The sequence below is a fragment of the Pseudoalteromonas sp. T1lg75 genome (assembly GCF_002964705.1).
Classification (GTDB): domain Bacteria; phylum Pseudomonadota; class Gammaproteobacteria; order Enterobacterales; family Alteromonadaceae; genus Pseudoalteromonas.
Window position 1 is genome coordinate 60,259 of record NZ_PQCD01000062.1, and the last position, 26,543, is coordinate 86,801.

A 26,543-nucleotide genomic window follows, 5' to 3' on the forward strand; every position below is an offset into this window, starting at 1 on the left:
GAAATTACCCTCTGTCGCCCACAACTGTGCGAGTGATGTGTGTGAGCAGAAAAATTACCTTCTGGCGCCCACAACCGTGCGTAATAATGTGCGTGAACGGGAAAATTACCCTCTGGCACCCACAACCGTACGTAATAATGTGTGTGAGCGGGGAAATTACCCTCTGTCGCCCACAACTGTGCGTGTAATGTGTGTGAACGGGGGAGCAACTCTTTATAATTTCACATAAGTGGTGAGGGATAAATATTATTTCCCGGCACATTAGCTATTTCATGTTAGGTTAGTGTTAGTATTTTTGAAATTAGTGAGGGTTAACGATGAAGCAGCAGCTGACACAAGATAAGATAATCTCTAAAGTCAAACTGTGGGCCGCTAAAGAAGCAACCACTCCAATATTGTTAATTTCTCAAGAGGACGGTTCATACCATATCGGCTACTATGCAGGGATGGGTAACTATGACCATACACCCATCGACAAGCTACCTCTTATATACAAAGAGGTTATCGAACAATTTTATAATTTAGGATACCTTCAAGAGGCAGGAAAGCCTTTTATGATCTATCCAGGCGGTTACCACTTTAAGAAGCTCGTATTGAATAAGAATAACAAGCTCCCATAATCGACTATAGAGTCCTTCCCAAGAACTGCTTAAGTATCTAGAAAACCGCTTGCAATTCATCTCAGCAGCGACGAACACCTCAAACTATAGGCTCAACGCGTAGTAAAAATACCACACGTTTTCGCAAGTAAGGTACTGAAAGTAAGTGTGTCACTGATTACATTAAGCGCGACATTAAAATTTAAGGTAACCAACCTACCTTAGACTCAATCATTTTCACAGAAGGTCCCTCGATACCAATAATCAGTACTGAAAACCAAAGGCTTGCTATGACAGCAACTTTATTCACTCAATAACCAGCGAATTCAAGCCTAATAAGAACCAACCTATATTATTAGCAGCATATGCAGATTCGTGCACTTATTTAAAAATTATTAAATAAACGATTTTATGAAAACCAAGTTATCAATGCCTACCTCTTACTACTTTTCTTTTTTTTCCTCGTGTCAATTTTAGAATCCACTATGTCATGTCCATCTGGCAAATCCCAGTTGTGTTTCGGATACCGCCCCTTCATCTCCTTTTGCACCTCGCGATAACTGCCCTGCCAGAACTGCGCCAAATCCTGGGTTAATTGCAGTGGGCGCTGTGCCGGCGACAGTAACTCCATTAATATCGGCAACTTGCCCTGTGCCAGCTTGGGGCTTTCGGTGAGGCCGTACACTTCCTGCATACGCACGCTAAGCTTGGCCGGACCATCAAGTTGATAGTGGATTCTATGGGTGACGCCGGAGGGCACGGTTAACTTGCTCGGTAACAGCTGCTCGAGCTGCTGTTGCGCCGGGTAATCCAGCAAACTCAGTAAGGCGGGACGATAATCGAGTTGCTGCAGTTGGGCCAGCGACTGCACCTCACTCAGATAGGGGGCCAGCCACCTAGGCGCCGCCGCCAATAAGCTCTGCTCGTCGCTGTAGGTAAAAGGCGCGCCCAGCAACTGCCCGGCCAGCAATAGGCGCGTTCGCAACTGCTGTGATTGTGGGTGCTTAAACAAGGCCCAGCCCTGCTTTTGCACCTGCCCGAGCCAGGCCTGACACTTCATTTGCGGACTAATGGCTACCGAGGAGGGCTGACTGCGCAGGGTAATGGCGCCGAGCTTAAAGCGGGTCTCATTGGTGAACTGCGCCGTCTTGTCGTTAAACTCACACACCTGTTGCTCGCTAAATAAATGCGGTAAATGCTCTTGTAATTGCTGGGGGCAAAAAGCGGTGGCAGAAAAGATCCGCTGGCCGCCTTGGCCGCCGACCTCGGCAATGGCCAGATACTCTTCATCGAGCCAGTGCTCAGCGGATGCCTGCACTCCAGCGCCATTACTCATCAGCATACCCTGACCACGGCGCTTGGCCAGACGATCCGGGTACGCCAGCGCCACCACCAGGGGCAATAAGGACATAGGCAGGGATTGGCACTGTGCCAACTTGAGCCTTTGCTGCCAATACCTGAGTTGCTGGCGAAATGCCGGATGAGGTCGATGCAGCTGCGCATTGAGCGCGGTGCTGAGCTCGGCGGCGGTGTTAATGCGCGCTTCCATCAAGGCGACAAAATGGACGGCCAGCTGCAAAAAACCCGGCCACTGACATTCAAACTTCTCGGCCTTATATAAAAGATGGGCAAAACGCAGTTCGGTGCCCATGGCATGCATGGCGCGCGCCTGGGGCAATAATTTGTCGCCCTCAAGTACCTCCAGCATCTGCAATAAGGCCTGCGCCTGTTGTTGTTGTGCCTGGGTTGGCGGGTCCAGCAGTTGCAGCTCGTCAATGTTTGCCCCCCACAGCTTGGCCTCGAGTAACAAGGGGCTGATATCACTGGTGAGCATCTCGGGCGCATCGTGACTGGCGCGGCGTTCAAGCTGCTCTTTGGCACCGAGGCGATAGACCACGCCGGGTTGCAAGCGCCCCGCTCGTCCGGCTCGTTGGGTGGCGGAGGAGCGGGAGATATTCACGGTTTTGAGCTCGGTGACCCCGGTTTTTAAATTAAACTCGGCGGCACGACGTTTGCCGCTGTCCACCACCACGCGAATGCCGTCTATGGTTAAACTGGTTTCCGCCACATTGGTGGTCAACACCACCTTACGCTTACCCTCGGGTGCCGGGGCTATGGCCTCTTGCTGCGCCTGTTTATCCAGCTCACCATAGAGCTTATGCACCTCGGTGTCGGCCGCTAAATCCGCCAGTTGCTCGCCCACGCGGTTGATCTCGCGCTGACCGGGTAAAAACACCAGCACACTGCCCTCTTGCTCGCTAAGCGCCTTCTTCACCAGCGGCGCCATGGCCTCTAACCAGCGCTCGCTTTGCGCCAGGGGTTCATAGACCTCGTCGATGGGATAACTGCGTCCCTCGGCAGACACCATGGGACAATCGAAAAACTGCTGATAACGCTCGCCATCCAGGGTTGCCGACATGATCAGAATTTTAAGGTCTTCCCTTAACAGCTGGCTTTCCAAGGCAAAGGCTAGGGCCGTGTCGGCGGCCAGGGAGCGCTCATGGAATTCATCGAAAATCACCAGGTCGACGCCCGCTAACTCGGGATCGCTTTGCAACATGCGGGTGAGCACCCCTTCGGTGACGATTTCCAGGCGCGTGTCGGCACTCACCTTGGTTTCCTGACGCAACCGCAACCCCACGCTTTGCCCCACCCGCTCGTTTTGTTGCGATGCCAAAAACTGAGCAATATTGCGCGCCGCTAAACGCCTGGGTTCAAGCATAATAATGCGTTGAAAGTGGCCATCGCGCAGCAATTGCAGCGGCAGCCAGGTTGATTTACCGGCACCGGGTGGCGCTTGTAATAAACACAAGGGGTGAGTACTGAGTTGTTCGATTAGCTGAGGGTAGCTTTGTTGTATTGGTAGCACGACGGTCACACTGAGCGATTCATGGCGGCTATTGTATGCCATTGTCCACTTGGTTTCACGACCCTAATCGATAGCCACATCGTCGTCGAATACGACCCGGTTTTTACCATTGCTTTTGGCCAGGTATAAACGCTTATCGGCAATATTCAGGCAATGATCTATGCTCTCACCGACCTGACGTTGGTGAGCACCTATGCTTAGGGTCATATGCAAGCTGTGGCCCTCTGTGTGCAGAGCGTTGTCCTGCAGATGTTGCATTATCTGCGCGGCAACCCGTTTGGCACTGCGCGCCGCGGTATTATGCACCACCAGCAAAAACTCTTCACCGCCCCAACGAGCGACAATATCGTCGGGCCCGGCCTGCTCCTTTAGAGTCGTGGCGATAAAGCGCAACACCTGATCGCCCACCTGATGCCCATAGCCATCATTGATCTGCTTAAAATTATCGGCATCGAGCAGCATATAGACGGCACCGGCGCCGAAACCGGACTGAGTCAGGCATTCCAGGGCATAACGGCGGTTACTGAGCTCGGTCATGGCATCGGTGCGCGCCAGTCGTTCATTAATCTGCAACTGCTGCATCAAAGCGCGGCTGTATTTATTGCGGTAGTACTCGTAAAAACCAGCCAGCACACAGAGAATGGCGAAACACAGCATCACACGCGCGGGAAAATGGTAATTCTCGTATTGGTACAGGCCCAGGTTTGGCGTAAAGACAAACAGCAGCAACACCACCGCACCCAACAAAATAAGGTCCACCGCCCCTTGCTTTAAACCGCGAATAAAAAAGGTCACCGGCGAGACGATAAATAACCACAGCGGTCCGGTACCATGGCTGCCTCCGGACACCACCAGGTATGACATCAGCGCATAAAGGGAGTACAGCATCAGCACCGAGATAAAGGCATCATGCTTTTTTATCACAAAGGGCAAGGCAAACACGACTACGGCGCTGGCCAACAGCAGGCTCAGAAGCAGGTAGCCATCGAGGTAACTGTTGATGGCCATGATCAAGGAGGTACAGGCGCCAATCGCGGCAAATACACGTAAAAAATGGGCCTTATCGGCATCGGCGGCATTAAAGGTATCTTTCACTGAACCGTACTACTTTTCCCTGTTATTCGATAACTTACTGTATCATAAAAACATTAATGCCCAAGTTCTGGGTTGTTAATATTTGTTCAGGGCGCATTGAAGGCATAAAAAAGGCGACCTAAGCCGCCTTTGTTTATTCGCTGTGAATCATCCTAGTAGTCGTAGCCCAGATTAGGCCCGAGCCATCTGTGGGCTTCCTCCAGTGTCATGCCCTGACGCGCGGCGTAATCTTCAACCTGGTCGCGCTGAATGCCCGCCACGGCGAAGTACTTGGAATCAGGATGGCTGAAATACCAGCCCGACACAGCCGCACCCGGCCACATGGCGTAAGAAGAAGTCAGCTTCATGCCAATGCGTTCTTCCACGTTCAACAAATCCCAAATTTTGGACTTTTCCGTGTGCTCCGGACAGGCCGGATAACCGGGCGCCGGGCGAATACCCTGATAATTTTCGCGAATAAGCTCATCATTGCTGAGCGCTTCATCCGTGGCGTAGCCCCAATGTACCTTTCGCACCTGCTCATGCAGATATTCGGCAAAGGCCTCGGCAAGGCGATCGGCCACGGCCTTAACCATGATCTTATTGTAGTCGTCGCCTTGGGCATCGAAGGCTTCGGCCAGCGCGTCTTCTTCCAGGCCGCCGGTGACGGCGAAGGCGCCAAAGTAATCCGGCGTGCCCTTCGGCGCGATATAGTCAGCAGGCAGTAGTTGGCAAAGCCCTTTTTCTCGGTTTGCTGACGCAACTGACACGAACGTAACAGCACCTCGGTACGGCATTCATCGCGGTAAATTTCGATGTCGTCACCAACCCGGTTGGCCGGGAACAAACCTATCACGCCTTTTGGCTGTATGCTGCGCTCACGGGCAAACTTATCGAGCATGGCATTGGCATCGGCAAACAGCGACTGCGCCTGCTCGCCCACCACCTCGTCATTAAGAATGCGCGGATACTTACCCGCCAGCGACCAGGTCATAAAAAATGGCGTCCAGTCGATATAGTGACGCAGGGTGTCTATGGCCACATCGTGAAACTCCTGCACGCCCAGCTTACTGGGAACAGGTGGCACATAGTTTTGCCAGTCCAGCTTGGCATGATTGGCCCGCGCCTGTTGCAAGCCAATGGGCTTGGAGCGCGGCTTTTTACGCGCCTGTTGCTCACGCACCTTCTCGTACTCGACCTTGGTTTTGGCCAAGAACTCCGTTTTGGCGGTTTTGCTCAATAGGTTGGAGGCCACGCCCACGGCGCGGCTGGCGTTATTCACATAGATCACGCCCTTGTCGTATTGGGGCTCAATTTTCACCGCCGTGTGGGCCTTAGAGGTAGTGGCACCACCAATCAGCAGCGGGATCTCAAAGCCGCGACGGGTCATTTCCTTGGCCACGTGCACCATCTCGTCAAGGGACGGGGTGATGAGGCCGGATAAACCGATGATATCGGCGTTTTCATCGATGGCGGTTTGCAGAATCTTCTCCGCTGGCACCATCACGCCCAGGTCTATCACCTCATAGTTATTACATTGCAGCACCACGCCGACGATGTTTTTGCCTATGTCGTGCACATCGCCCTTCACCGTGGCCATAATGATTTTACCATTGGTTTCACCGGCTTGCTTTTCCGCCTCGATATAAGGGTCGAGGTAAGCCACCGCCCGTTTCATTACCCGCGCCGACTTGACCACCTGAGGCAGGAACATCTTACCGGCGCCAAAGAGGTCACCGACCACGTTCATGCCGTCCATCAGCGGCCCTTCGATCACTTCGATAGGCTTGGCAAATTGCTGGCGACAGGTCTCGGTGTCTTCTTCGATGTAGTCTGTGATGCCTTTAACCAACGCATGCTCCAGGCGCTTTTCCACCGGCCAGGAACGCCACTCCAGGTCTTCCACCTTCTCCGCCTGCGCCATGCCCGAGTACTTGGGCGCCAGCTCAACCAGGCGCTCGCCCGCCCCCGGATCTTTATTGAGGATCACATCCTCAACCGCATCACGCAGCTCTTTGGGAATATCGTCATACACCGCCAACTGGCCGGCGTTGACTATGCCCATGTCCATGCCCGCTTGAATGGCGTGATACAGGAACACCGAGTGAATGGCCTCGCGCACCGGGTTGTTACCACGAAACGAGAAGGACACATTCGACACCCCGCCGGACACCTTACAGTGCGGCAGGTTTTCTTTGATGCGGCGGGTGCCCTCAATAAATTCCACCGCATAGTTATCATGCTCTTCGATACCCGTAGCCACGGCGAAAATATTGGGGTCGAAAATAATGTCTTCCGGCGGAAAGCCGAGCTCATCGACGAGAATGCGATACGAGCGCTCGCAGATTGCAAACTTACGGTCGGCGGTTTCCGCCTGGCCGGTTTCATCAAAGGCCATCACCACCACGGCGGCGCCAAAGCGTTTCAGAATTTTTGCCTGCTTGCGGAACGGCTCTTCCCCTTCTTTGAGGGAAATGGAGTTCACAATCGCCTTACCCTGAATACACTTGAGGCCCGCCTCAATCACCTCCCATTTGGAGGAGTCGACCATGATCGGCACCTTGGAGATATCCGGCTCCGAGGCGATCAGATTAAGAAACTTCACCATTGCCGCCTTGGAGTCCAACATGGCTTCATCCATGTTGATGTCGATCACCTGAGCGCCGCTTTCTACTTGCTCGCGGGCCACATCCAGGGCGGTTTCATAATCTTCTTCCATGATCAGGCGCTTAAAACGCGCCGAGCCGGTGACATTGGTACGTTCACCGACATTGGTAAAAATGGCTGTATTGGTCATTGCTGTTGGCCCCTTAATTCAGATTACAGGCTTCAAGGCCACTGAGACGCATGCGCACCGGCAGCTCGGGGAGCGCCCGTGGTGCGGTATTTTTTAAGCCCTCGCTAAAGGCTTTAATATGCTCCGGCGTGGTACCGCAGCAACCACCGACAATATTAATAAAGCCCTGCTCGCCCCAGTCGATGATCTCCTCGGCCATGTCTTCGGCTTCCAGGTCGTACTCGCCAAACTCATTGGGCAAACCGGCATTGGGGTGCACCGAGGTGAAGGTTTCGCATACGGTGGATAACTCCTCCACATATTGGCGCAGCAGATCCGGACCCAGGGCGCAATTAAGGCCGATAGAAAGCGGCTTAATATGACGAATGGAGTTATAAAAGGCCTCGGTGGTTTGTCCCGACAGGGTTCGGCCCGAAGCATCGGTAATGGTGCCGGAGATCATCACCGGCAAACTGGTACCGGCCTGCTCGAATGCTTCTTCCACCGCAAAGGATGCCGCCTTGGCATTAAGGGTATCAAAAATGGTTTCGATCAAGATCAGGTCGGCACCGCCTTCCATCAACGCTAACGTAGATTCGATATAGGCCTCAACCAACTGATCAAAGGTGATATTACGATAACCGGGGTCGTTCACATCCGGCGAGATGGAGCAGGTCTTGGACGTGGGCCCAAGCACACCGGCCACATAGCGTGGCTTATGCGGCTCCCTGGCGGTAAATTCATCGGCCACCTTACGGGCCAAGCGCGCCGACTCGAGATTAATCTCGCGGCTTAGACTCGCCATGTCGTAGTCTTCCATGGAAATGGTGGTGGCATTAAAGGTGTTAGTTTCAATAATATCGGCACCGGCTTCGAGGTACTCGCGATGAATTTGCGCAATCACCTCGGGTTGCGTCAGGCTGAGCAGATCATTATTGCCCTTGACCAACACATGCCAGTCTTTGAAGCGCTCGCCGCGGTAGTCGTTTTCCTCAAACTTATGTTTTTGGATCATGGTGCCCATGGCGCCATCAAGAATTAAAATGCGCTGCTTCAGCGCCGCTTCGAGGGCATGACGTTTATTCGGCATAATTATTGGTCCTTACATCCTGGCTCACCAGATTAATATCATAGGGCGTGGTTTGATACACGTAGTAGTTTAGCCAGTTGGAAAATAACAAGAAGGCATGGCTCTGCCAGGTTTTCGACGGTTTTAGCGCCGGATTGTCCTCGGGAAAATAGTTTTTCGGTTTATCCACATCCAAACCCTTGTCGACATCGCGTTGATACTCTTTTTGCAAGGTATCGGCGTCGTATTCCGGGTGCCCGGTCAGGTAGACCTGTGAGCCGCTTTGGTTTTTAAGTAAGTAGGCACCCACTTCATCAGAACCGGCAAGCACTACCAGCTCTTCGCACTCGGCAATTTTATCGATATCGATATGACCGTAACGGGAATGCGGCACTAAAAAGCGATCGTCAAAGCCGCGGGTGAGCGCGCCGTGATCGAAATAACATTGGTGCTCAAACACCCCGCAAAGTTTGTTGGCCTGGAGTTCGCGTTTAAGGCCATGATGATGGAATAAACCGGCATGGGCGGCCCAACAACTGAACAGGGTGGAGGTAACATGATGCTCGGCCCAATCGAAAAACTCCTGTAATTCCTGCCAATAGCCCACTTCATCGTATTCTAGATGAGCCAGCGGCGCGCCGGTGATGATCACGGCATCATAGTTAGTGTCTTTCACATCGCTGAAATAGCGATAGAACATGTCCAGGTGCTGCTCGGAGTTGGCGCTGGATCTGTGAGTATCAAGACGCAGTAAGTCCACGTTGACCTGCAAAGGCGTATTGGCCAGCAAGCGAATAAACTGCACTTCCGTTTCTACCTTATTCGGCATCAGGTTCAATATGGCCAAACGCATGGGCCTGATCTCCTGCGTGCTGGCACGACTTTTCGGCATCACAAAGACATTTTCTTGGCGTAATTGCGAAATCGCTGGCAACGCATCCTGAACCGTAATAGGCATAATTGGCTCCAATCTAAAGCTAGAGTAGCTATTATGACTAGAGTCATGGAAATTTCAACCTCTAGATGTTTAGACGTCCATTTAAATTTTACAGCGACTCCCTCCCTTGCCATAATGCCGCCCATCAAACTAAATAAAAGGGGCCCAAGGTGGGATTAGGAGAAATAGCAGCGATCAGTGCCGCCGTAGTCTGGGCGTTTTCCACCCTGCTTTACAAAACCTTTAGCCATCACCTGTCGCCCTTACAGCTCAATGTCAGTAAAGGCTTACTTGCATCCCTGATGATGGTGGCAGCCATTGTTATCACCGGAGATTGGCAGATCCCGCAGCAAGTCGCCGCCTGGGGTTGGCTTATCGCCGGTGGTATTATTGGTATCGCCATCGGCGACAGCGCGTATTTTGGCGCGCTGCGCAATATTGGTCCGGCGCGCACCCTGGTCATAGAGTCGCTCGCCCCGGCACTGGCGGGCATACTCAATATCCTTTTATTAGGCCACTACCTGTCAACCTTGGCCTGGGCAGGTATTATCGTCACCACGGCCGGCGTGGTGATAGCCATTAAGCCACAGCACGCCTTACCAAGCCTTGATAGGCGTCACTATTTTATCGGCGTGTCATTGGCGCTGCTGGCGGCGCTGTGCCAGGCCACCGGCATGGTAATGTCGAAAGGGGCAATGAACCTCGAGTCCATGAGTAGTTTGTGGGCGGCAATGATACGCCTTGTCTCGGGCACCCTCACCGTGGCTTTGGTGGTGGCGCTGATCAAACACTCGGACCTGTATCAGGCAATCCGCTTAAAAGGCATAGATAAGAAGCATTGGTTGTTAGTAGCGGTATTCTTCGGCACCTTTATTGGTCTGTGGCTGCAATTAGCCTCGGTAAAATACACCGACCCAGCCATTGCCCAAACCCTCTTTGCCACCGCCCCGTTAATGGTGATGACCTTCGGCTTTTTTAAACGTGAGCCGGTGAGCGCAAACATGATCCTCGGCGGCGTTTTAGCTCTAGCCGGCGTCGGCATTCTACTGGCAAATTAATACCTATTCCCTTAACAATTCTTCAAATTTTATGGAATGGCTTTTAATCGCCAGTCTCAGCAGCTCATATGACTCTGTGATTTGTAGCTTTTCATAAATATTGCTTTTATGGGCATGGACCGTCTTAACCGCTACATTTAACTTTTTTGCTATTAACTTTACCGAGTAACCAATGGCTAAAAGGTTAAAAACATCCCTTTCTCTTTGTGTCAGCTTCTGCACTTTGCTGGTCGAATCACTATGAGAGTTATAATAGATATTTTTAATAATATCCTGACCTAAATAACTATCGCCGTTTAGCGTACGCCTTATCGCCGTGATTATTTCATCGGATGCGTTTTGCTTGGATAAATACGCATTTGCACCAAGATTAATTGCTTCACTGACGTAGGGGTCGTTATCGTACATGCTCACAACGATAATTTTAGCCTCCGGAGAGCACCGCTTTATCAGGGGGATTAGACCTAGCCCATTCTTATCCGGAAGTGATATATCTAAAATAGCAATATCAAATGTACTAAGAGGTAGCTTCTGCTCTGCCGCCTGAAAGCTCGAGGCCTCTAGTGTTACGGTATGTGTATCATTGAGCTCGAGTAAGCGCTTGAAGCCTTCCCTGACAATGGAGTGATCATCTATGAGAGCGATATTAATCATGAATGTAAGCAATCCTTTTATACCAGAGCACCATTAAAACGCATCTGATCTAGAGACACAATTTTATTGACACTAAGGAGGGGTCCGTAAACAACTTAACGCCACCAGTTTAAGAGGTTTACCCAATAGATTACCTGTTCGTAACCTCTATAAAGACACCCAAGAATGGGTTAAGCTGGATGAACTCCAGCACCATAACCTCCCAAAGCTCAATATTGTGCAATTAATAATGAAAAAAATAAGTTATAGATACTTGGGTATTTTCTTTATTATCTCGGGCGCTTACTCTTCGCTTTGGTATCACTCCTGGTACCTACCGGTGAGCTTCGCAGTAATTGACAATACCGCCAGCTGGTTTTTACCGGCTGGCTATCGCTTTGCGGCTTTTTTATTCGCACCAAAAAGATATTGGCTGGCTATTATTATTGGCGAATGGACCGCTATCATCCTAATAACTAATGAACGCGGCGAAATACCCGCCTTAAGTAATTTCATTGCTACTACTTTCCCCGCGTTATTTTATTTATGCGCCGCCCACTTCTATTTAAAGCTTTATAGAAAGCCCGAATTAAAAACAACCCATCAGGTCTTTGGGTTAATTATGGGTGCTATCTGCGCTGCTACACTGACATCAGTAACACTGACCACAAGCATGATTTACCATAATGAGCTGGCGACGATCCCTAAGACTGAGCTCTTTACTCAAACGCACCTGCTCAACGCAACTGCATTTGCCTTTGGCGATATTGTTGGGGTACTGCTTATTTTGCCGCTGAGCATCTTGCTCGTAGAGATCTACGGTAAAAAAAAGCCTTCCTTAAAAATCACTAACAAAGGGATCTTTAAGATTTCATTTTCGCTTGCTCTATCCTTGTTGGCCATCTTAAACATCAATCAAATACCTTTATATTATATAAAAATACTCTCGGTGACTTTCGTGATAGCGGCATCTCATAAATGGGGCTGGAAGGGAGCCACCTTAAGCGTGTTCGCTATGTGTATTTTAGTTGTGTATACCGCTCTGAGAACAGATGTAGCAATTTCGGTCATTGAAAACCAAGCCTATTTAATCACCATTGCATTTACGGCGCTCATTTTAGGCGCGGCAATCACCCAACAAAAAAGCGCAAATACAAAGCTACAGGAACAAAACTCAGCACTTAACAGATTAAATACCCGCTACAAAGAGCAAGCAAAGAAAAACCAGTTACTCGCGACAAAAGTCGTTGAGATCCAGGAGCTGGAGCGTAAAAAAATATCAACAGAATTACACGACGATATTGGCCAAACCTTAACAGCGATAAGAACGGAGATAACCATCTTAGAGCAGCTCACAAAGGATAAAAAAGTACTCCAGTCTGCACTCAATCTGCGCGCTCTATCGAACAAGGTGTATAACGTTACCCGCAACCTGATCATTTTATTACACCCTCGAGAGCTCAATGATTTAGGTTTGCAAAAAGCCTTACAAGGTAGGTCCTTAACTAAATTACTTGATAGCGCCGGGATAAATTACCACTTAAATATTGCAAGTGACTTAGATAACTTATCGGAAGATAAGAAAATTGCCATTTATCGTATTATTCAGGAATCTTTTAACAACATAGTCAAGCATGCCGCTGCAGATAACGTCTATGTTGATTTATCTATTAAACAAAACCGGCTTCGACTCTCGGTAAAGGATGATGGCAAGGGCTTTGAAACTAAGAGGAAGGAGGCGTTCAATGGGGGTTTTGGCTTGCTCGGTATTGAAGAAAGAGCTTTGGCGCTAAAAGGAAGTTTCCAAGTAGATAGCTCAGGGTCTGGCACACACCTACTAATACAGCTTCCCGCTACCTAAGAAGTTTTCCTAGTCTTTTTAGGAAGTCTTCCCCTTAATTTAAAGACATCGATTTGTAAAACTAGCGACTGTTAAAAAGTTGTTACTGACCTCTCAAATAATGAGCTTAAATAATCGCTTATCATTTGTGGAGTCACATCGTTTACAAGGAAATAATTGATGCCTAAGTTAAAGCTCCTCACCTCCCTGTGTTTATTCTCCACCCTGATCAGCGGCTGCGGTGGTGGCGGCAGCAACAATGAAACACCTCCGCTCTCAAGTAACTCCGCTCCCAAGGTTAGGTTATCTGATATCAGCACCGATGAGGGCCTTTCACTGAGCATTAAGGCTGATGCAACGGATGCCGATGGGGATGCCTTAACCTACACTTGGTCACAAACCAGTGGCAATGAGTTGACTTATACCGTCACAGGTTCAGAACTCCAACTCATAGCACCTGAAGTTAATGAGGACACAAACTTTACCTTCGAAGTGAGCGTGTCGGATGGTATTGCTTCTACAACTAAATCAATGACACTGTCGGTAAGAGATATAGATTTAACACAGCAAGAAGCGTACGAGCAGCTATCTCAACTAGTATCAACAATTCCAGATTTGGAATGGCATCATTTTGGCGATATCGATTTAGGGGGTGATGGTGACTTGGACATTATTATCACCCGCGATATGAATAATGGCACCTCCCAAAATGCTACGGCCCTTATTTACGATTCTAAAGCTGGCTACACTATCAAGGAATTAAATATTGCGGCGGTTGCTCGTCGCATTGTAGTTAGTGACTTCAATAAAGATAACTTAGACGATATTTACCTTCCTAACCATGGGCGCGAATGGGGCGCTAACGACGAAATTGGCGGTAATAATAGTATTTGGCTGCAAGCGGATAACAGTGATCTCATCAGCACAGGTCAATTTGATCATATAGCCGATTATACGCATGGCGGATGCACTCTTGATTTCAATAATGATGGAGCGGTGGATATATTTGATGTCAATGTTTATCAACAAGCTCCCCGCCTCTGGCTGAATGATGGGCAGGGCAATTTTAATGAGCAACCCAACGCCTACCCAGAAGATTTAACAGCGGTTACTTTTACCTGGTGTGTGGCCGGTGACTTTAATAAAGATGGTTTTGACGACGTTATCATGGGCGCCAATAGCGGCAATGATCTGCAAGATGGCGGTGGCAATCAAGTTGGCAACTCACATGTGTTTTTAGCAGGTAACGGGACAGAATTTTCATATTCTGCGAACACCAGTTTAATACCCACCAATATAGCTAACCCAGCAGGCAATGATCCAGAATTTGGGGGAGCCTGGGCGGTAGCCACGGTTGGCATGGAAATTATTAACTACAACAATGACCAGTGCTTAGATTTTATTAGCTATACAACAGATTATTTATACCAACATCACTTTCAAGTTTGGGAAGGAAGTTGTGATGGCAAATTCAAAAACGCTTTTAGTCATCACAGCGAGAAAGACACCGCCGATGAAATTAATGTCGCAGGCTTAGGCTTTGCTGTCAGAGATATAAATGGTGATGGACTTCAAGACTTTTATACCTATGAAAATCACACCCCCATAAACGACGTAACCAAAGAGTTTGTATTTATTCAAACAACCGACGGTAACTTTTCTCAAACTGAGTTCACTAAAGCGATTGGCTATAACCTGTTACCAAGCCATTGGCTAGGTCTTAAGTGGCTAGAGTAAATTATCCCGAGTACTCTAACTTGAATCGGAGTGATTGGGGTATGTACTAAACCAGGCATAGCAATCACTCAGTTCCGCTGTTTTCAAGCTGGATTTTAAACCTATACTGGCCCCCTAAATCAGGCCCTATGCGTTGACTGCTCCGTAGCCGAGACTCTACAATAGCGGCTGATAATTTTAGTCATATTGCAAAGGTTCCTTTCATGGTTTTACCTGATAAGTTTATTTTCTCGATGAGTCGAGTGTCTAAGGTTGTGCCACCCAAGCGCACCATCCTAAAAGACATTTCTCTGCACTTTTTCCCTGGCGCAAAAATTGGCGTACTTGGTCTAAACGGCTCGGGTAAATCTACCCTGCTACGCATCATGGCCGGCGTTGATAAAGATTTTGAAGGTGAGGCCCACCCTCAACCGGGCGTGAAAATTGGTTACCTGCCGCAGGAACCGGTGCTTGATGAAAGCAAAACAGTGCGTGAAGTGATTGAAGAAGCGGTAAGCGAAGTTAAAAACGCCCTGACTCGCCTTGATGAAGTATATGCCGAATACGCCATGGAAGACGCGGACTTTGACGCCCTGGCCAAAGAGCAAGGCGAACTTGAAGCCATTATCCAGGCCCATGATGGTCACAACCTGGACAACGCCCTGGAGCGTGCCGCCGATGCCCTGCGTTTACCTGCGTGGGATGCGAAAATTGAGCACCTTTCCGGTGGTGAGCGTCGCCGTGTAGCGATTTGCCGTTTGCTACTTGAAAAGCCAGACATGCTTATTCTCGACGAACCGACCAACCACCTGGATGCAGAATCGGTAGCCTGGTTGGAGCGCTTCCTACACGATTACGAAGGCACAGTAGTGGCGGTAACCCACGACCGTTATTTCCTTGATAATGTAGCCGGTTGGATCCTTGAGCTTGACCGTGGTGAAGGTATTCCATGGGAAGGTAACTACTCATCTTGGCTAGAGCAAAAAGATGCCCGTTTGCAACAAGAGCAAAAGGCAGAAAAAGCACGCCAGAAGTCGATTGCTCAAGAGCTTGAGTGGGTGCGTTCAAACCCTAAAGGTCGTCAGGCCAAGTCTAAGGCGCGTATGGCCCAGTTTGCCGAGCTACAGCAAAGCGATTACCAAAAGCGTAACGAAACGAACGAGCTGTTTATTCCACCGGGTCCACGCCTGGGCGATCAGGTTATCGAGGTTAAAGGTCTGAACAAGAGCTTTGGCGATCGCCAGTTGATCGACAACCTGGATTTCAACGTGCCTAAGGGTGCCATCGTCGGCATTATCGGTGCTAACGGTGCCGGTAAATCGACCCTGTTCAAAATGCTAAGCGGTGAAGAGCAGCCGGATAGCGGTGAAATCACTATCGGTGAAACCGTGGAGCTGGCCACCGTGGATCAGTTCCGTGGCAATATGGACGAAACCAAGACCGTATTCCAAGAAATCGCCGACGGCCAGGACGTGCTAAAAGTGGGTAACTTCGAGTTCCCAAGCCGTGCCTATGTGGGTCGCTTTAACTTCAAAGGCAACGACCAGCAGAAGTTTGTTAAAGACCTCTCTGGTGGTGAGCGCAACCGTTTACACCTTGCCAAACTGCTTAAGGCCGGCGGCAACGTCTTGCTACTGGATGAGCCTACCAACGACCTGGACGTAGAAACTCTGCGCGCCCTGGAGAATGCGATTCTAGAATTCCCGGGCTGTGTGATGGTAATTTCGCACGACCGTTGGTTCCTGGACCGCATCGCCACCCATATCCTGGATTACCGTGACGAAGGTCAGATCAACTTCTTCGATGGCAACTACACAGAGTACGAAGCCTGGTTGAAGAAAACGCTGGGCGCCGATGCGGCACAGCCCAAGCGTATTAAATATAAGAAAATTGGTTAATTAACCAATTGCAAAAGCCCCAGCAATGGGGCTTTTTGTGCTTAGGTCCCATAGACAAAATTACTCGGCGCCAGCTAAACTGAACAAATACCCTGCTTTTTAGGAATGCTTATGCACGAGCGTCGCCACTTTACCCGGGTGCTGTTTCACCGCCCAGCCCTAGTTACCGACAATCAACATCAGTACCACTGCCAATTACTCGACCTCTCTCTTAAAGGTGCCCTGATCAGCCACCCAGAGAACTTTAACCCAACCCCCGGAACTAACCTGCAACTGAGCTTCACTCTCGACGAAACCGATATCGACATTCAGATGAATACCGAAGTCGCGCATATCGAGGAGCTGCATATAGGTTTACGCTGCACCCTCATTGACTTAGATAGCGCCGCTCATCTCAAACGTCTTATTGAACTTAACGTCGGGGATGATAAGCTATTGCACCGAGAGCTGGTACAGCTAGCCTCGGTGGAACAACAATAAAACAGACTCAGTGAGAGCAGCAATTATGATCATGGAATCCATGCAGGGGTTTATTCCCTTTTTGATGTACTTTGGCCTTGGCTACCTTTTAGTTTTGGCGTTTTTGTTTTTATACACTTTGGTCACACCCCACTGTGAGTGGACCTTAATGAAAGAAAACAATGCCGCCGCCGCAACCGCATTTAGCGGCGCCTTTATTGGTTTTACCCTACCGGTTGCCAGTGCCGCAGTGAACTCGGTATCCATTATTGACTTCGCTATCTGGGGTGTCATTGCCGGTGTCATGCAACTTATTACCTTTTTCCTAGTGCGCCTGTACATGCCTAAACTGTCGGAAAAAATTGCCGATGGCCATATGAGCGCCGGTGCCTTTTTGGGTATTGCGTCACTTGCGACCGGGATCCTTAACGCTGCTTGTATTACCTACTAGGGAGCAGTGATAATGAAAAGGACTAATAAGTTAAAACTGACCCTGATGCTTGGCGCCACGGCAGGACTCAGTGGCTGTGGCGACCCGGACGAATCGGCCTTGCTCTTTAACGATGCCGAAGATTGTATGAGCTTTGGTGTCGAACAGGACGTGTGTCAGGCACAGTACCAGGAAGCCCTAGCTAATCACGCCATTGAAGCGCCCAAATACGTCAACGAAAACCTCTGCGAGAATGACTTTGGTTTTGACCAATGCGAACAGGAAGGCAGTATCTGGCGGCCTATTATGGCCGGCTTTATGATAGCCGCGGTGGCCGAAGCGGTCGATGAAGGCCTCGACCTGATGAAAAAGAAAAAGCGTAAAAAATACGCCTACCTGGGTGGCAGTTACTACTCGGGTGCCAAACCCCTGTATCGCTCCCGCGATGACTTTTTCAGTTTTCGTAACGCCAACAACGACTATATCGGCTCGGTTAATAACCGCGGCACCACCATGGTGAAAAAGTCCAAGATCCACTATACCAGCAAGCCAAAATCTGTGACCCGCTCACGCGGCGGTTTTGGCCGTCGTGCCGCATCACGCAGCAGCTTTGGTGGTTAGATGTTTCGCCAACCCATCACTGAGCGGCCAGACCTGGCCGCTCAGGCCGATTACTTCGGCTTCGAGTTCTGTAATATCGATGGCGAAAAATACTGGGACGAAAGCGCCTACTATCAATTTACCCTGAAGCAAATTGAAAACGACCTGGAAGACCCGACCAACGAACTGGAGCAAATGTGCCTGGAATTGGTCGATAAGGTGGTTCGAGACGAATACTGGTTAAAAAAATTCGCCCTGCCCGAGCGTTTTTGGGATCTGATAGCCACAAGCTGGCACAATAAAGAACCCAGCCTCTATGGCCGCATGGATTTTAGTTACCACGGCACAGGCCCGGCTAAACTGCTGGAATACAATGCCGACACCCCCACCTCGATTTATGAAGCCGGCTTTTTCCAATGGTTGTGGCTGGAACAACAGGTGGACAGAGGCGTGTTGCCAAGGCGTGCCGATCAGTTCAATAGTATTCAAGAAGCGCTGATCAACCGTTTCAACCATTTTAGTAGCCAAGATGCCATCCACTTTGCCCACAGCCGCGACTCCATTGAGGACAAGGGCACGGTGGCATACCTACAGGACTGTGCCTATCAAGCCGGTATGCCGACGGTCAGGATGGCCGTGGAAGACATAGGTATCGATGCCAAAGGCCAGCTCACCGATCTCGAAGACACGCCAATCACCCAGCTGTTTAAGCTATACCCCTGGGAGGAGCTGTTTTTAGATGAATTCGGCCCCCAACTGTTAAGCTCGGACACCCTGTTTGTAGAGCCACCCTGGAAGGCCGTGCTCTCAAATAAGGCCATTTTGCCGCTGCTGTGGCAAATGTTCCCCGACCACCCCAATTTACTGCCTAGCTATTTTGCCGGGGAGGAAGGTGATGGGCTTGAGCAGGGCTATGTCAGCAAACCCTTATTCAGCCGTGAGGGGGAAAACATCACCTGGGTACATCCCAGTAGGGGTCGTGTTCATCAAGGCGGCAGCTACGGCGGTGAGGGCTTTATTACCCAGGCCTTAGCGCCCCTGCCCGTGTTTGCTGGCAACCATACCTTGATCGGTTCCTGGGTGGTGGGTCATAAAAGCTGTGGCCTGACGATCCGCGAGGACAATGGCCCCATTACCAAGGACACCTCGCGCTTTGTACCCCATATTATTTTGGGCTAAGCATTGCAGACTAAATTGCAGACACAAAAAAACCGCTTACTTGAGCGGTTTTTCTAACTCTGGTTACAGAATCTGATTCTCTTTCCAGGCCTGCTCTTTGGCCATGCGCTTTTTACGCTTGTCGCACGGGTCGTCGCAGTCACAGGCTTTTTCAATGCCTACAGAGCCCAGGCCACCACAGCTGCTGGCCATTGATTTGCGTTGAACGATAACACCTACCGCCATCGCCGCGATAATAATCAAAAGCAGACCAAAGGTAAGAAGAAATAGCTGCATTGTCTGTGCCCCTTAAAAATGACAATCAACGGCTGAGTCAGCCACGGGCGCTATTATACGCCCGCTTTAACCTGACTACAAATATGGCTTAAACGCTGGACTTGAATAGGTTTTTAAACCTTCCGGTGTTTTGCTGATCAAATACACGGGTAAGTTATTGGCCTCGGCATAGGCTTTAGCGCGCTCCGTACCCATTACCGTTAGCGCCGTAGCCAGGCCGTCGGCGGTCATGGCGCTGGGGTGTAACACGGTCACAGACACCAGGTCGTGCTTGATTGGCATACCGGTTTGCGGGTCGATCAGATGGGTGTATACCTCACCGTCCATCTCGTAGAAAATACGATAATCACCGGATGTGGCCACACCTATAGAGCCTAATTCAAGTGCGCGATGCATTTTGCGTTCACCCCTAGGCGCATCCGGCTGCTCAATGGCAATCACCCAGGGCTTGTTACCGGGTTTTTGCCCGGCTATACGCATCTCGCCGCCAATCTCCACCATGTAGTTGGTGATGCCCTGCTGCTCAAGTAAGTCTGCCACCTTATCGATACCAAAGCCTTTAGCGGTCGCCGAAAAACTCAGCTCCAGGCCGTCTACCGACTTAGCTAAGCCCTGCTCATTGAGAATCAGCTTATCGACGCCGATATTGGCAATCATGGCATCGAGTTCGGCTTGCGTTGGTCTCTGCGTTGGGCGCTTATCCGGACCAAAGCCCCAGAGATCAATCAAGGGTCCCATGGTCACATCCAGGGTCTTGGTAGAGAAGCCCAAGCGAATTGACTCGGCCGTCACGGTGCGAAAGTCGGGGCTGATGGCCATCACCTCACCGGCTTTCAGGCGATTAAACTGGTTGATTTCCGAGTCGGGAATATAGGTCGACATGGACTGGTTTACGGCTTTTAAGGCCTGCTCTATGTCACCATGCAGGTTCAGGGTCGCCAACTGCTCGCCTGGGGCATAAAGCTTGATGTTATAGGTGGTGCCCATGGTTTTACCGTGCAGCAGTAACTCTTGCTGCTCGGGCTCACCGGCCTTATCACAGCCGCTTAGTAAACCCAGGGTAAGGGCAAAAAACACCAGGGTCATAACACGAAGAATAGGTTTCATCTGCAATACTCGCGTGAGAAAAAGAAAAGGCTCCCTAACCTTAGCTAGGAAGCCCTTATACCTAATGTTAACGACTATACATCGTTAAATTAGCCGCCGAAGTCATCCAGTAGGATGTTCTCGTCTTCAACACCTAAATCTTTAAGCATGTTGATAACGGCCGCATTCATCATCGGTGGTCCACACATGTAGAACTCACAGTCTTCAGGCGCTTCGTGGTCCTTCAGATAGTTGTCGTACAATACGTTGTGGATAAAGCCGGTGTAACCTTCCCAGTTGTCCTCAGGCTGAGGATCTGAAAGAGCTACGTGCCATACGAAGTTATCGTTTTCAGCAGCTAGGCCGTCGAAATCTTCTACGTAGAACATTTCGCGCTTAGAACGTGCACCGTACCAGAAGCTCATCTTACGCTTAGAGTTAAGACGCTTAAGCTGGTCGAAAATGTGTGAACGCATAGGTGCCATACCTGCACCACCACCTACGAATACCATTTCTGCGTCTGTGTCTTTCGCGAAGAATTCACCGAATGGACCAGAAATTGTTACCTTGTCGCCTTCTTTCAGTGACCAGATGTACGAAGACATCTTACCGCAAGGCAGGCTTAGGTTGTTTGGCGGCGGAGTCGCAATACGTACGTTAAGCATGATGATGCCGAACTCTTCTGGGTAGTTAGCCATTGAGTACGCACGGATTGTTTCTTCGTCAACTTTTGACTCTAGGTTAAAGAAGCCAAAGCGATCCCAGTCTGCACGATATTCTTCAGGAATATCGAAGTCAGCGTATTTAACATGGTGAGCAGGCGCTTCGATCTGAATGTAACCACCGGCACGGAAAGGTACAACCTCACCTTCAGGGATAGCTAGTTTCAGTTCTTTAATGAAGGTTGCCTTGTTATCGTTAGAGATAACAGAACATTCCCACTTCTTGATACCGAAGATAGACTCTTCAAGTTCAATTTCCATGTCGCCTTTAACGGCAACCTGACACGCAAGACGACAGCCATGACGGGCCTCACCTTTTGAGATGTGGTCAAGCTCGGTCGGTAGGATATCACCACCACCCGATTTCACATCTACGCGACACTGGCCACATGAGCCACCGCCACCACAAGCAGACGATACGAAAATACCGGCATCCGCTAGTGCACCAAGTAGCTTGCTACCCGGTGAAGTTTTAATTGCTTTCTCAGGATCGCCATTGATCCCGATGGTGACGTCACCTGTGGGTACTAGCTTAGATTTAGCTGCGATAATAACTAAAACCAAGATAACCACGATAGCGACGAATACACCTACGCCTAAATATACCTCAAGCATGATTTCTCCTCGCTACCTTATAGTGAAATACCAGAGAATGACATAAAGCCAAGACCCATAAGACCTACGGTGATAAAGGTAATACCTAGACCACGTAGACCGTCTGGCACGTCTGAATACTTCATCTTCTCACGGATACCAGCAAGCAATGTGATTGCCAGTGCCCAACCTACACCTGAGCCCAGGCCGAAAACCACGGACTCACCGAAGTTGTAGTTACGCTCTACCATGAAGGATACTGCACCGAAAATCGCACAGTTTACCGTGATCAATGGTAGGAAGATGCCCAGCGCGTTGTATAGCGGCGGGAAGAACTTATCCAGAGCCATCTCTAGGATTTGTACTAGGGCAGCAATAACACCGATGAAGGTTAGGAAGCGTAGGAAGCTTAAATCAGCTTCAGGGAAGCCTAACCACTCAAGTGCGCCTGGTGCCAATACCGCATGATAAACCACTTGGTTTACCGGTACCGCAATACCCAGTACGAAGATAACCGCAATACCTAGGCCTAGAGAGGTTTTTACTTTCTTAGATACAGCTAGGAAAGTACACATCCCCAAGAAGAAGGCAAGCGCAAGGTTTTCAATGAAAACCGCTTTAACAAATAAGTTAAGATACTGTTCCACGACTCGCCCCTTATTTCGCTTCTACTTGGTCTTTCTTAAAGGTACGAAGTACCCAAATGAATAGACCGATGATGAAGAATGCACTTGGTGGAAGGATCAATAGACCCATAGGCTGGTACCAGCCACCGTTTTGCACCAGTGGAATGATTTCCACATCGAATAGTGAACCTTTACCGAATAGCTCACGGATGAAACCAACAGTCAGTAGCACTACAGAGTAGCCAAGACCGTTACCAATACCGTCTAGGAAAGACATCATTGGTGGCGACTTCATTGCGTATGCTTCGGCACGACCCATTACGATACAGTTGGTAATGATTAGACCAACGAATACCGATAACTCTTTTGCCGTAGCATAAGAGAAGGCCTGTAGTACCTGGTCAACCACGATTACCAATGAAGCGATAATCGTCATCTGTACGATGATACGAACGCTTGATGGGATCTGGTTACGGATCATCGAGATAAACAAGCTTGAGAACGCTGTTACCAAGGTCAATGCGATCGACATGATCAAAGCATTTTTCAAGCTTGAAGTAACCGCCAGCGCAGAACAAATACCTAGTACTTGTAGGGCGATTGGGTTATTGGCGAAGACAGGTCCAAATAGAACCGACTTCATTTCTTTAGTATCAGCCATTATTTCAACGCTCCTTCACGTACTTTCGCAAGGAAAGGACCAAAGCCATGATCGCCAGTCCAGTAGTCAACCGTGTTATCAACACCGTTTGACGTCAGTGTTGCACCAGATAGACCATCAACTTGGTGAGCATTCTTGGCGCCGTTTTTCACTAGATCAACTGGCAGCTCTTTCTCTTTCCACTGGGCCGTCCAAGTTGGGTTTTGAATTTCGCCACCCAGGCCTGGAGTTTCGTTGTGCTTGTAGAAGATGATGTTTTTAACGGTTTCACCGTCGTTTTCTAGCGCTAGGAAACCGTACATTACACCCCAAAGACCGTAGCCCTGGATAGGTAGAATGATAGAGTTCACTGAGCCATCTTCGGCGCGGCTAATGTATACCGGCGCTTCAGTTGTACGACGTTGGATACCTGCTTTATCTTGAGCTTTAGTTAGCTTGATGCTCATTGCCGCATCGAACTTACTCTTCTCAAAATCGTACGCTTTAATCCAAGCGCTACGAGCTTCTTCGTTGTCAAACTGCACCTGTTGGCCGTTTTCAACGTTAACAACCAGAGTCTCGATGTTCTCGTCAAACGTCGATTGAACGTTTTTAACGCCGTCAAAACCGGCTGCGGCTAGGATATTGCTTTGAATATCTTTAAGCTTGTTTTCTTGCTGTAGTGGACGTAGTTGTACTGATGCAAACGATACGATAACCGCACACACCAAACATAAAGACACTACTACACCAAGCGTTTTACCGATTGATTCGTTATTACTAGCCACGTGCCAATCTCCTCTTGATGTTTGACTGCGCTACGAAGTGGTCGAATAGCGGTGCAAATAGGTTAGCAAATAGGATTGCTAGCATCATGCCTTCTGGGTACGCCGGGTTCACAACGCGGATCATTACCACCATGAAACCGATCAACGCACCGTATGCCCACTTACCTTTATCGGTGAATGACGCTGAAACCGGATCGGTTGCCATAAAGAACATACCGAACGCGAAGCCACCTAGTACCAAGTGCCAATGCCAAGGCATAGCAAATGCAGGGTTAGTTTCAGAACCGATGAAGTTAAGTAGCATTGCCGTTACCACCATACCTAGGAAAGTACCTAGTACGATGCGCCACGAAGCAATACGCACATAAATAAGGAATAAACCACCGATGGCGATAGCAAGGGTAGAGGTCTCACCTACAGAACCTTGAATGAAGCCGTAGAAAGCGTTCAACCAAAGATCCATGTTGGCGAAGTCCAGTGCACCTGTAGCCGCTTGGCCTAGGTAAGTTGCACCTGAGAAACCGTCAACCGCTGTCCATACCGTGTCACCTGAAATCTGCGCAGGGTATGCGAAGAATAGGAAAGCACGACCCGCTAGTGCCGGGTTTAGGAAGTTACGGCCAGTACCACCGAATACCTCTTTGGCAATGACAACACCGAAGGTAATACCTAGGGCTACTTGCCACAGTGGAATAGTCGCCGGCAGGATTAGCGCGAACAGTACAGAGGTTACAAAGAAACCTTCGTTTACTTCGTGCTTACGAACCGAGGCGAATACCACTTCCCAGAAACCACCCACGATAAAGGTCGTGGCGTAGATAGGTAGGAAGAAGCAGGCACCGTAGAACATTTTCGCACCCCAACCGGAATCGACGGTTAGTTCACCACCGAATAGTTGGAATAAAGCTACTTGCCATGAATCGCCAAGCGCAAAGCCGTTCGCTAGTGCGTCAGCAGCTTGGTGACCAATGTTGAACATGCCAAAGAACATGGCAGGGAACGTTGCCATCCACACTAAAATCATAATACGTTTTAGGTCGATGTTATCGCGAACGTGAGTACCGCCTTTGTTTACATAACCTGGGGTATAGAAAATAGTCGCTACTGCTTCATACAGGGCGTACCATTTTTCATGTTTACCACCGGCTTCAAAATGCGGTTCGATATCTTCTAAAAATTTCTTCAAGCCCATTTTAGCCTTCCTTCTCGATTGTTGTCAGGCACTCACGAAGGATTGAACCGTACTCGTATTTACCAGGACAAACGAAGGTACACAATGCTAAATCTTCTTCGTCTAGCTCCAATGCGCCAAGCGTAATTGCGCTGTCTAGGTCACGTGAAATAAGGTCACGTAATAGTAGCGTAGGCAAGATGTCTAGCGGCATTACACGCTCATAGTTACCGATTGGTACCATGGCACGCTTTGAACCACCGGTAGAGGTAGTCATGTTGAATAGACGGCTTGGTGCAAGGTGACCAAGGAAGGTACGCGTTACAGAGAACTTGTTGCTACCTGGCGCAATCCAACCAAATAGTTCTTTCTCACGGCCTTCAAGCAGTACCGACACTTGCGTGTGGTAACGGCCAAGGAACGCGTGTGGACCAATGGCGTTAGTACCAGAAAGCACCGAACCAGAAATAACACGGTTGTCACCGTCTTCTAGCTCGCCCGCTACTAAATCGTCTAGTGCAGCACCCATGTGGGTCTTAACTAGGCGCGGGTTCTTAACGCGAGGACCGGCTAAAGAAATCACACGACCGGTGTAAATTTCGCCACTTAGGAAAAGATGACCGAAAGCAATCACATCCTGATAACCTAAGTGCCAAACCTGCTTAGAGGCAGAGACTGGGTCTAGGTGATGAATGTGAGTACCTACAAGACCGGCTGGGTGCTTGCCACCAAACTCATGTACTTCAACAGAAGCAACCGATGAGCTAGGTACCTGCGCGCCCGCTTTCTTACATACGTACACTTTACCTTCGGTTAGACGTGAAACCACGGCTAGACCGGCTTCGAAAGCTTCAGCATTTTCGGCAATCACAACCACTGGATCAGCGGCTAGCGGATTGGTGTCCATGGCAGTAACGAATACTGAGCTAGGCTTAGCATCGACAGCAGGAACTTTGCTGAAAGGACGAGTACGCAGTGCGGTCCATTGACCAGACTTAACAAGTTGATCGACAACGGTGTCGCGATCTAGGCTTGCTAATTGGCCTTGGTCGAACTTGGCAAACGTTTCTTGCTCAGTGCCATTAACTTCAATAACAACTGATTGCAGTACACGTTTTGCACCACGATTGATTTCTTTAACTACCCCGGAGGCCGGTGCAGTGTAGATTACGCCAGGATTCTTTTTATCTTCAAAAAGAACTTGGCCTTTTTTGACTTGGTCATCCACACGAACTCGCATGGTTGGACGCATGCCGATGTATTCTTCACCTAGCACAGCTACTCGTTTAACGGGTTGACCGTCATGAATAACTTGCTGAGGTGCGCCCTCTATCGGTAGATCCAGACCTTTTTTTATGTTGATCATACGCACTTGCATTACATTAAAGGAAAGAAACTTAAAATCTTACCAACCACGCCGCTTAGCATCGGCCGACTGGCGCCAACCCGCGTTGTTAATCTAGGTCTATGCTCCCTTCGCGATGCCAAAAAACATCAAAATGA

22 protein-coding genes and 1 pseudogene are annotated in these 26,543 nt (G+C 49.4%); 9 read left to right on the forward strand and 14 right to left on the reverse strand.

Translation table 11 applies throughout. The features are described from left to right. Positions 1-317 precede the first annotated feature (317 nt). Positions 318-620 (forward strand): hypothetical protein, encoded by a 303-nt coding sequence (locus tag C2M36_RS15390; RefSeq protein WP_105255660.1) that lies wholly within the window; start codon positions 318-320, stop codon positions 618-620. Between the two features lie 412 nt (positions 621-1,032). On the opposite strand, the gene hrpB is transcribed toward C2M36_RS15390, so the two are convergent. The 5 genes and pseudogenes from hrpB to C2M36_RS15415 all read right to left on the reverse strand — a co-directional run bounded on the left by hrpB (position 1,033) and on the right by C2M36_RS15415 (position 9,345). Then, positions 1,033-3,468: an ATP-dependent helicase HrpB gene (gene hrpB / locus C2M36_RS15395; RefSeq protein WP_105255876.1), complete on the reverse strand. Its 2,436-nt coding sequence runs from the start codon at positions 3,466-3,468 to the stop codon at positions 1,033-1,035. Positions 3,469-3,531: 63 nt separating this feature from the next. Beyond that, entirely contained in the window at positions 3,532-4,563 is a 1,032-nt protein-coding gene (locus C2M36_RS15400) for a GGDEF domain-containing protein (RefSeq protein WP_105255661.1), read from the reverse strand. Between the two features lie 152 nt (positions 4,564-4,715). Continuing rightward, positions 4,716-7,339: pseudogene (metH, locus tag C2M36_RS15405) on the reverse strand (methionine synthase). A gap of 13 nt (positions 7,340-7,352) precedes the next feature. Further along, positions 7,353-8,408: a homocysteine S-methyltransferase family protein gene (locus C2M36_RS15410; RefSeq protein ID WP_105255662.1), complete on the reverse strand. Its 1,056-nt coding sequence runs from the start codon at positions 8,406-8,408 to the stop codon at positions 7,353-7,355. Continuing rightward, positions 8,398-9,345 carry a homoserine O-succinyltransferase gene (locus C2M36_RS15415; RefSeq protein WP_105255663.1) on the reverse strand — a complete coding sequence of 316 codons (948 nt, stop codon included), beginning with the start codon at positions 9,343-9,345 and terminating at the stop codon, positions 8,398-8,400. The genes C2M36_RS15410 and C2M36_RS15415 overlap by 11 nt, the downstream gene beginning before the upstream one ends. Before the next feature lie 149 nt (positions 9,346-9,494). On the opposite strand from C2M36_RS15415, the gene C2M36_RS15420 reads away from it, so the two are divergent. Further along, complete coding sequence (locus C2M36_RS15420; protein WP_105255664.1) at positions 9,495-10,382, forward strand: DMT family transporter; 888 nt, start codon at positions 9,495-9,497, stop codon at positions 10,380-10,382. A 3-nt stretch (positions 10,383-10,385) separates the two neighbouring features. Here the strand turns inward: C2M36_RS15420 and C2M36_RS15425 are convergent, their stop codons facing one another. Continuing rightward, positions 10,386-11,036: a response regulator transcription factor gene (locus C2M36_RS15425; RefSeq protein WP_105255665.1), complete on the reverse strand. Its 651-nt coding sequence runs from the start codon at positions 11,034-11,036 to the stop codon at positions 10,386-10,388. Positions 11,037-11,265: 229 nt separating this feature from the next. Here C2M36_RS15425 and C2M36_RS15430 point away from each other — a divergent pair, with 229 nt between their 5' ends. The 7 genes from C2M36_RS15430 to C2M36_RS15460 all read left to right on the forward strand — a co-directional run bounded on the left by C2M36_RS15430 (position 11,266) and on the right by C2M36_RS15460 (position 19,137). Then, the gene (locus C2M36_RS15430; protein ID WP_105255666.1) at positions 11,266-12,876 is read left to right on the forward strand and encodes an MASE1 domain-containing protein; all 1,611 of its coding nucleotides are present in this window, start codon (positions 11,266-11,268) and stop codon (positions 12,874-12,876) included. A 159-nt stretch (positions 12,877-13,035) separates the two neighbouring features. Further along, positions 13,036-14,592 carry an FG-GAP repeat domain-containing protein gene (locus C2M36_RS15435; protein ID WP_105255667.1) on the forward strand — a complete coding sequence of 519 codons (1,557 nt, stop codon included), beginning with the start codon at positions 13,036-13,038 and terminating at the stop codon, positions 14,590-14,592. A gap of 203 nt (positions 14,593-14,795) precedes the next feature. Then, the gene (gene ettA / locus C2M36_RS15440) at positions 14,796-16,469 is read left to right on the forward strand and encodes an energy-dependent translational throttle protein EttA (protein WP_105255668.1); all 1,674 of its coding nucleotides are present in this window, start codon (positions 14,796-14,798) and stop codon (positions 16,467-16,469) included. Between the two features lie 111 nt (positions 16,470-16,580). After that, positions 16,581-16,949, forward strand: a complete 369-nt coding sequence (locus C2M36_RS15445; RefSeq protein ID WP_105255669.1) for a PilZ domain-containing protein — start codon at positions 16,581-16,583, stop codon at positions 16,947-16,949. Between the two features lie 25 nt (positions 16,950-16,974). Next, positions 16,975-17,379: a DUF350 domain-containing protein gene (locus C2M36_RS15450; protein WP_105188148.1), complete on the forward strand. Its 405-nt coding sequence runs from the start codon at positions 16,975-16,977 to the stop codon at positions 17,377-17,379. 12 nt (positions 17,380-17,391) lie between these two features. After that, positions 17,392-17,979: a DUF1190 domain-containing protein gene (locus tag C2M36_RS15455; RefSeq protein WP_105188149.1), complete on the forward strand. Its 588-nt coding sequence runs from the start codon at positions 17,392-17,394 to the stop codon at positions 17,977-17,979. After that, entirely contained in the window at positions 17,980-19,137 is a 1,158-nt protein-coding gene (locus C2M36_RS15460; RefSeq protein WP_105255670.1) for a glutathionylspermidine synthase family protein, read from the forward strand. A 63-nt stretch (positions 19,138-19,200) separates the two neighbouring features. Here the strand turns inward: C2M36_RS15460 and nqrM are convergent, their stop codons facing one another. The 8 genes from nqrM to C2M36_RS15500 form a co-directional block, all read right to left on the reverse strand. After that, positions 19,201-19,413, reverse strand: coding sequence for a (Na+)-NQR maturation NqrM (gene nqrM, locus C2M36_RS15465; RefSeq protein WP_105199703.1), 213 nt, complete (start codon positions 19,411-19,413; stop codon positions 19,201-19,203). A gap of 75 nt (positions 19,414-19,488) precedes the next feature. Next, complete coding sequence (locus tag C2M36_RS15470) at positions 19,489-20,520, reverse strand: FAD:protein FMN transferase (RefSeq protein WP_442792669.1); 1,032 nt, start codon at positions 20,518-20,520, stop codon at positions 19,489-19,491. A gap of 89 nt (positions 20,521-20,609) precedes the next feature. Then, entirely contained in the window at positions 20,610-21,836 is a 1,227-nt protein-coding gene (nqrF, locus tag C2M36_RS15475) for an NADH:ubiquinone reductase (Na(+)-transporting) subunit F (protein WP_105255672.1), read from the reverse strand. A 17-nt stretch (positions 21,837-21,853) separates the two neighbouring features. After that, the gene (nqrE, locus tag C2M36_RS15480) at positions 21,854-22,462 is read right to left on the reverse strand and encodes an NADH:ubiquinone reductase (Na(+)-transporting) subunit E (protein ID WP_105188154.1); all 609 of its coding nucleotides are present in this window, start codon (positions 22,460-22,462) and stop codon (positions 21,854-21,856) included. 10 nt (positions 22,463-22,472) lie between these two features. After that, positions 22,473-23,102, reverse strand: a complete 630-nt coding sequence (locus C2M36_RS15485) for an NADH:ubiquinone reductase (Na(+)-transporting) subunit D (RefSeq protein ID WP_105188155.1) — start codon at positions 23,100-23,102, stop codon at positions 22,473-22,475. After that, positions 23,102-23,869: a Na(+)-translocating NADH-quinone reductase subunit C gene (locus C2M36_RS15490; RefSeq protein ID WP_105188156.1), complete on the reverse strand. Its 768-nt coding sequence runs from the start codon at positions 23,867-23,869 to the stop codon at positions 23,102-23,104. Before C2M36_RS15490 ends, C2M36_RS15485 begins: the two co-directional genes overlap by 1 nt. Then, positions 23,862-25,061, reverse strand: coding sequence for an NADH:ubiquinone reductase (Na(+)-transporting) subunit B (locus tag C2M36_RS15495; protein WP_105188157.1), 1,200 nt, complete (start codon positions 25,059-25,061; stop codon positions 23,862-23,864). Before C2M36_RS15495 ends, C2M36_RS15490 begins: the two co-directional genes overlap by 8 nt. Before the next feature lies 1 nt (position 25,062). Then, the gene (locus C2M36_RS15500; protein WP_105188611.1) at positions 25,063-26,406 is read right to left on the reverse strand and encodes a Na(+)-translocating NADH-quinone reductase subunit A; all 1,344 of its coding nucleotides are present in this window, start codon (positions 26,404-26,406) and stop codon (positions 25,063-25,065) included. Positions 26,407-26,543: the final 137 nt, after the last annotated feature.

Excerpts from the sequence above, each read along its gene's own strand:
- ettA (WP_105255668.1), top strand. The coding sequence starts at position 14,796 with ATGGTTTTACCTGATAAGTTTATTTTCTCGATGAGTCGAGTGTCTAAG.
- C2M36_RS15455 (WP_105188149.1), top strand. The coding sequence starts at position 17,392 with ATGAAAAGGACTAATAAGTTAAAACTGACCCTGATGCTTGGCGCCACG.
- C2M36_RS15485 (WP_105188155.1), bottom strand. The coding sequence starts at position 23,102 with ATGGCTGATACTAAAGAAATGAAGTCGGTTCTATTTGGACCTGTCTTC.
- nqrM (WP_105199703.1), bottom strand. The coding sequence starts at position 19,413 with ATGCAGCTATTTCTTCTTACCTTTGGTCTGCTTTTGATTATTATCGCG.
- C2M36_RS15470 (WP_442792669.1), bottom strand. The coding sequence starts at position 20,520 with ATGAAACCTATTCTTCGTGTTATGACCCTGGTGTTTTTTGCCCTTACC.
- C2M36_RS15460 (WP_105255670.1), top strand. The coding sequence starts at position 17,980 with ATGTTTCGCCAACCCATCACTGAGCGGCCAGACCTGGCCGCTCAGGCC.
- C2M36_RS15430 (WP_105255666.1), top strand. The coding sequence starts at position 11,266 with ATGAAAAAAATAAGTTATAGATACTTGGGTATTTTCTTTATTATCTCG.
- C2M36_RS15435 (WP_105255667.1), top strand. The coding sequence starts at position 13,036 with ATGCCTAAGTTAAAGCTCCTCACCTCCCTGTGTTTATTCTCCACCCTG.
- C2M36_RS15425 (WP_105255665.1), bottom strand. The coding sequence starts at position 11,036 with ATGATTAATATCGCTCTCATAGATGATCACTCCATTGTCAGGGAAGGC.
- C2M36_RS15390 (WP_105255660.1), top strand. The coding sequence starts at position 318 with ATGAAGCAGCAGCTGACACAAGATAAGATAATCTCTAAAGTCAAACTG.
- nqrF (WP_105255672.1), bottom strand. The coding sequence starts at position 21,836 with ATGCTTGAGGTATATTTAGGCGTAGGTGTATTCGTCGCTATCGTGGTT.
- C2M36_RS15415 (WP_105255663.1), bottom strand. The coding sequence starts at position 9,345 with ATGCCTATTACGGTTCAGGATGCGTTGCCAGCGATTTCGCAATTACGC.
- C2M36_RS15445 (WP_105255669.1), top strand. The coding sequence starts at position 16,581 with ATGCACGAGCGTCGCCACTTTACCCGGGTGCTGTTTCACCGCCCAGCC.
- C2M36_RS15495 (WP_105188157.1), bottom strand. The coding sequence starts at position 25,061 with ATGGGCTTGAAGAAATTTTTAGAAGATATCGAACCGCATTTTGAAGCC.
- C2M36_RS15410 (WP_105255662.1), bottom strand. The coding sequence starts at position 8,408 with ATGCCGAATAAACGTCATGCCCTCGAAGCGGCGCTGAAGCAGCGCATT.
- C2M36_RS15450 (WP_105188148.1), top strand. The coding sequence starts at position 16,975 with ATGATCATGGAATCCATGCAGGGGTTTATTCCCTTTTTGATGTACTTT.
- C2M36_RS15500 (WP_105188611.1), bottom strand. The coding sequence starts at position 26,406 with ATGATCAACATAAAAAAAGGTCTGGATCTACCGATAGAGGGCGCACCT.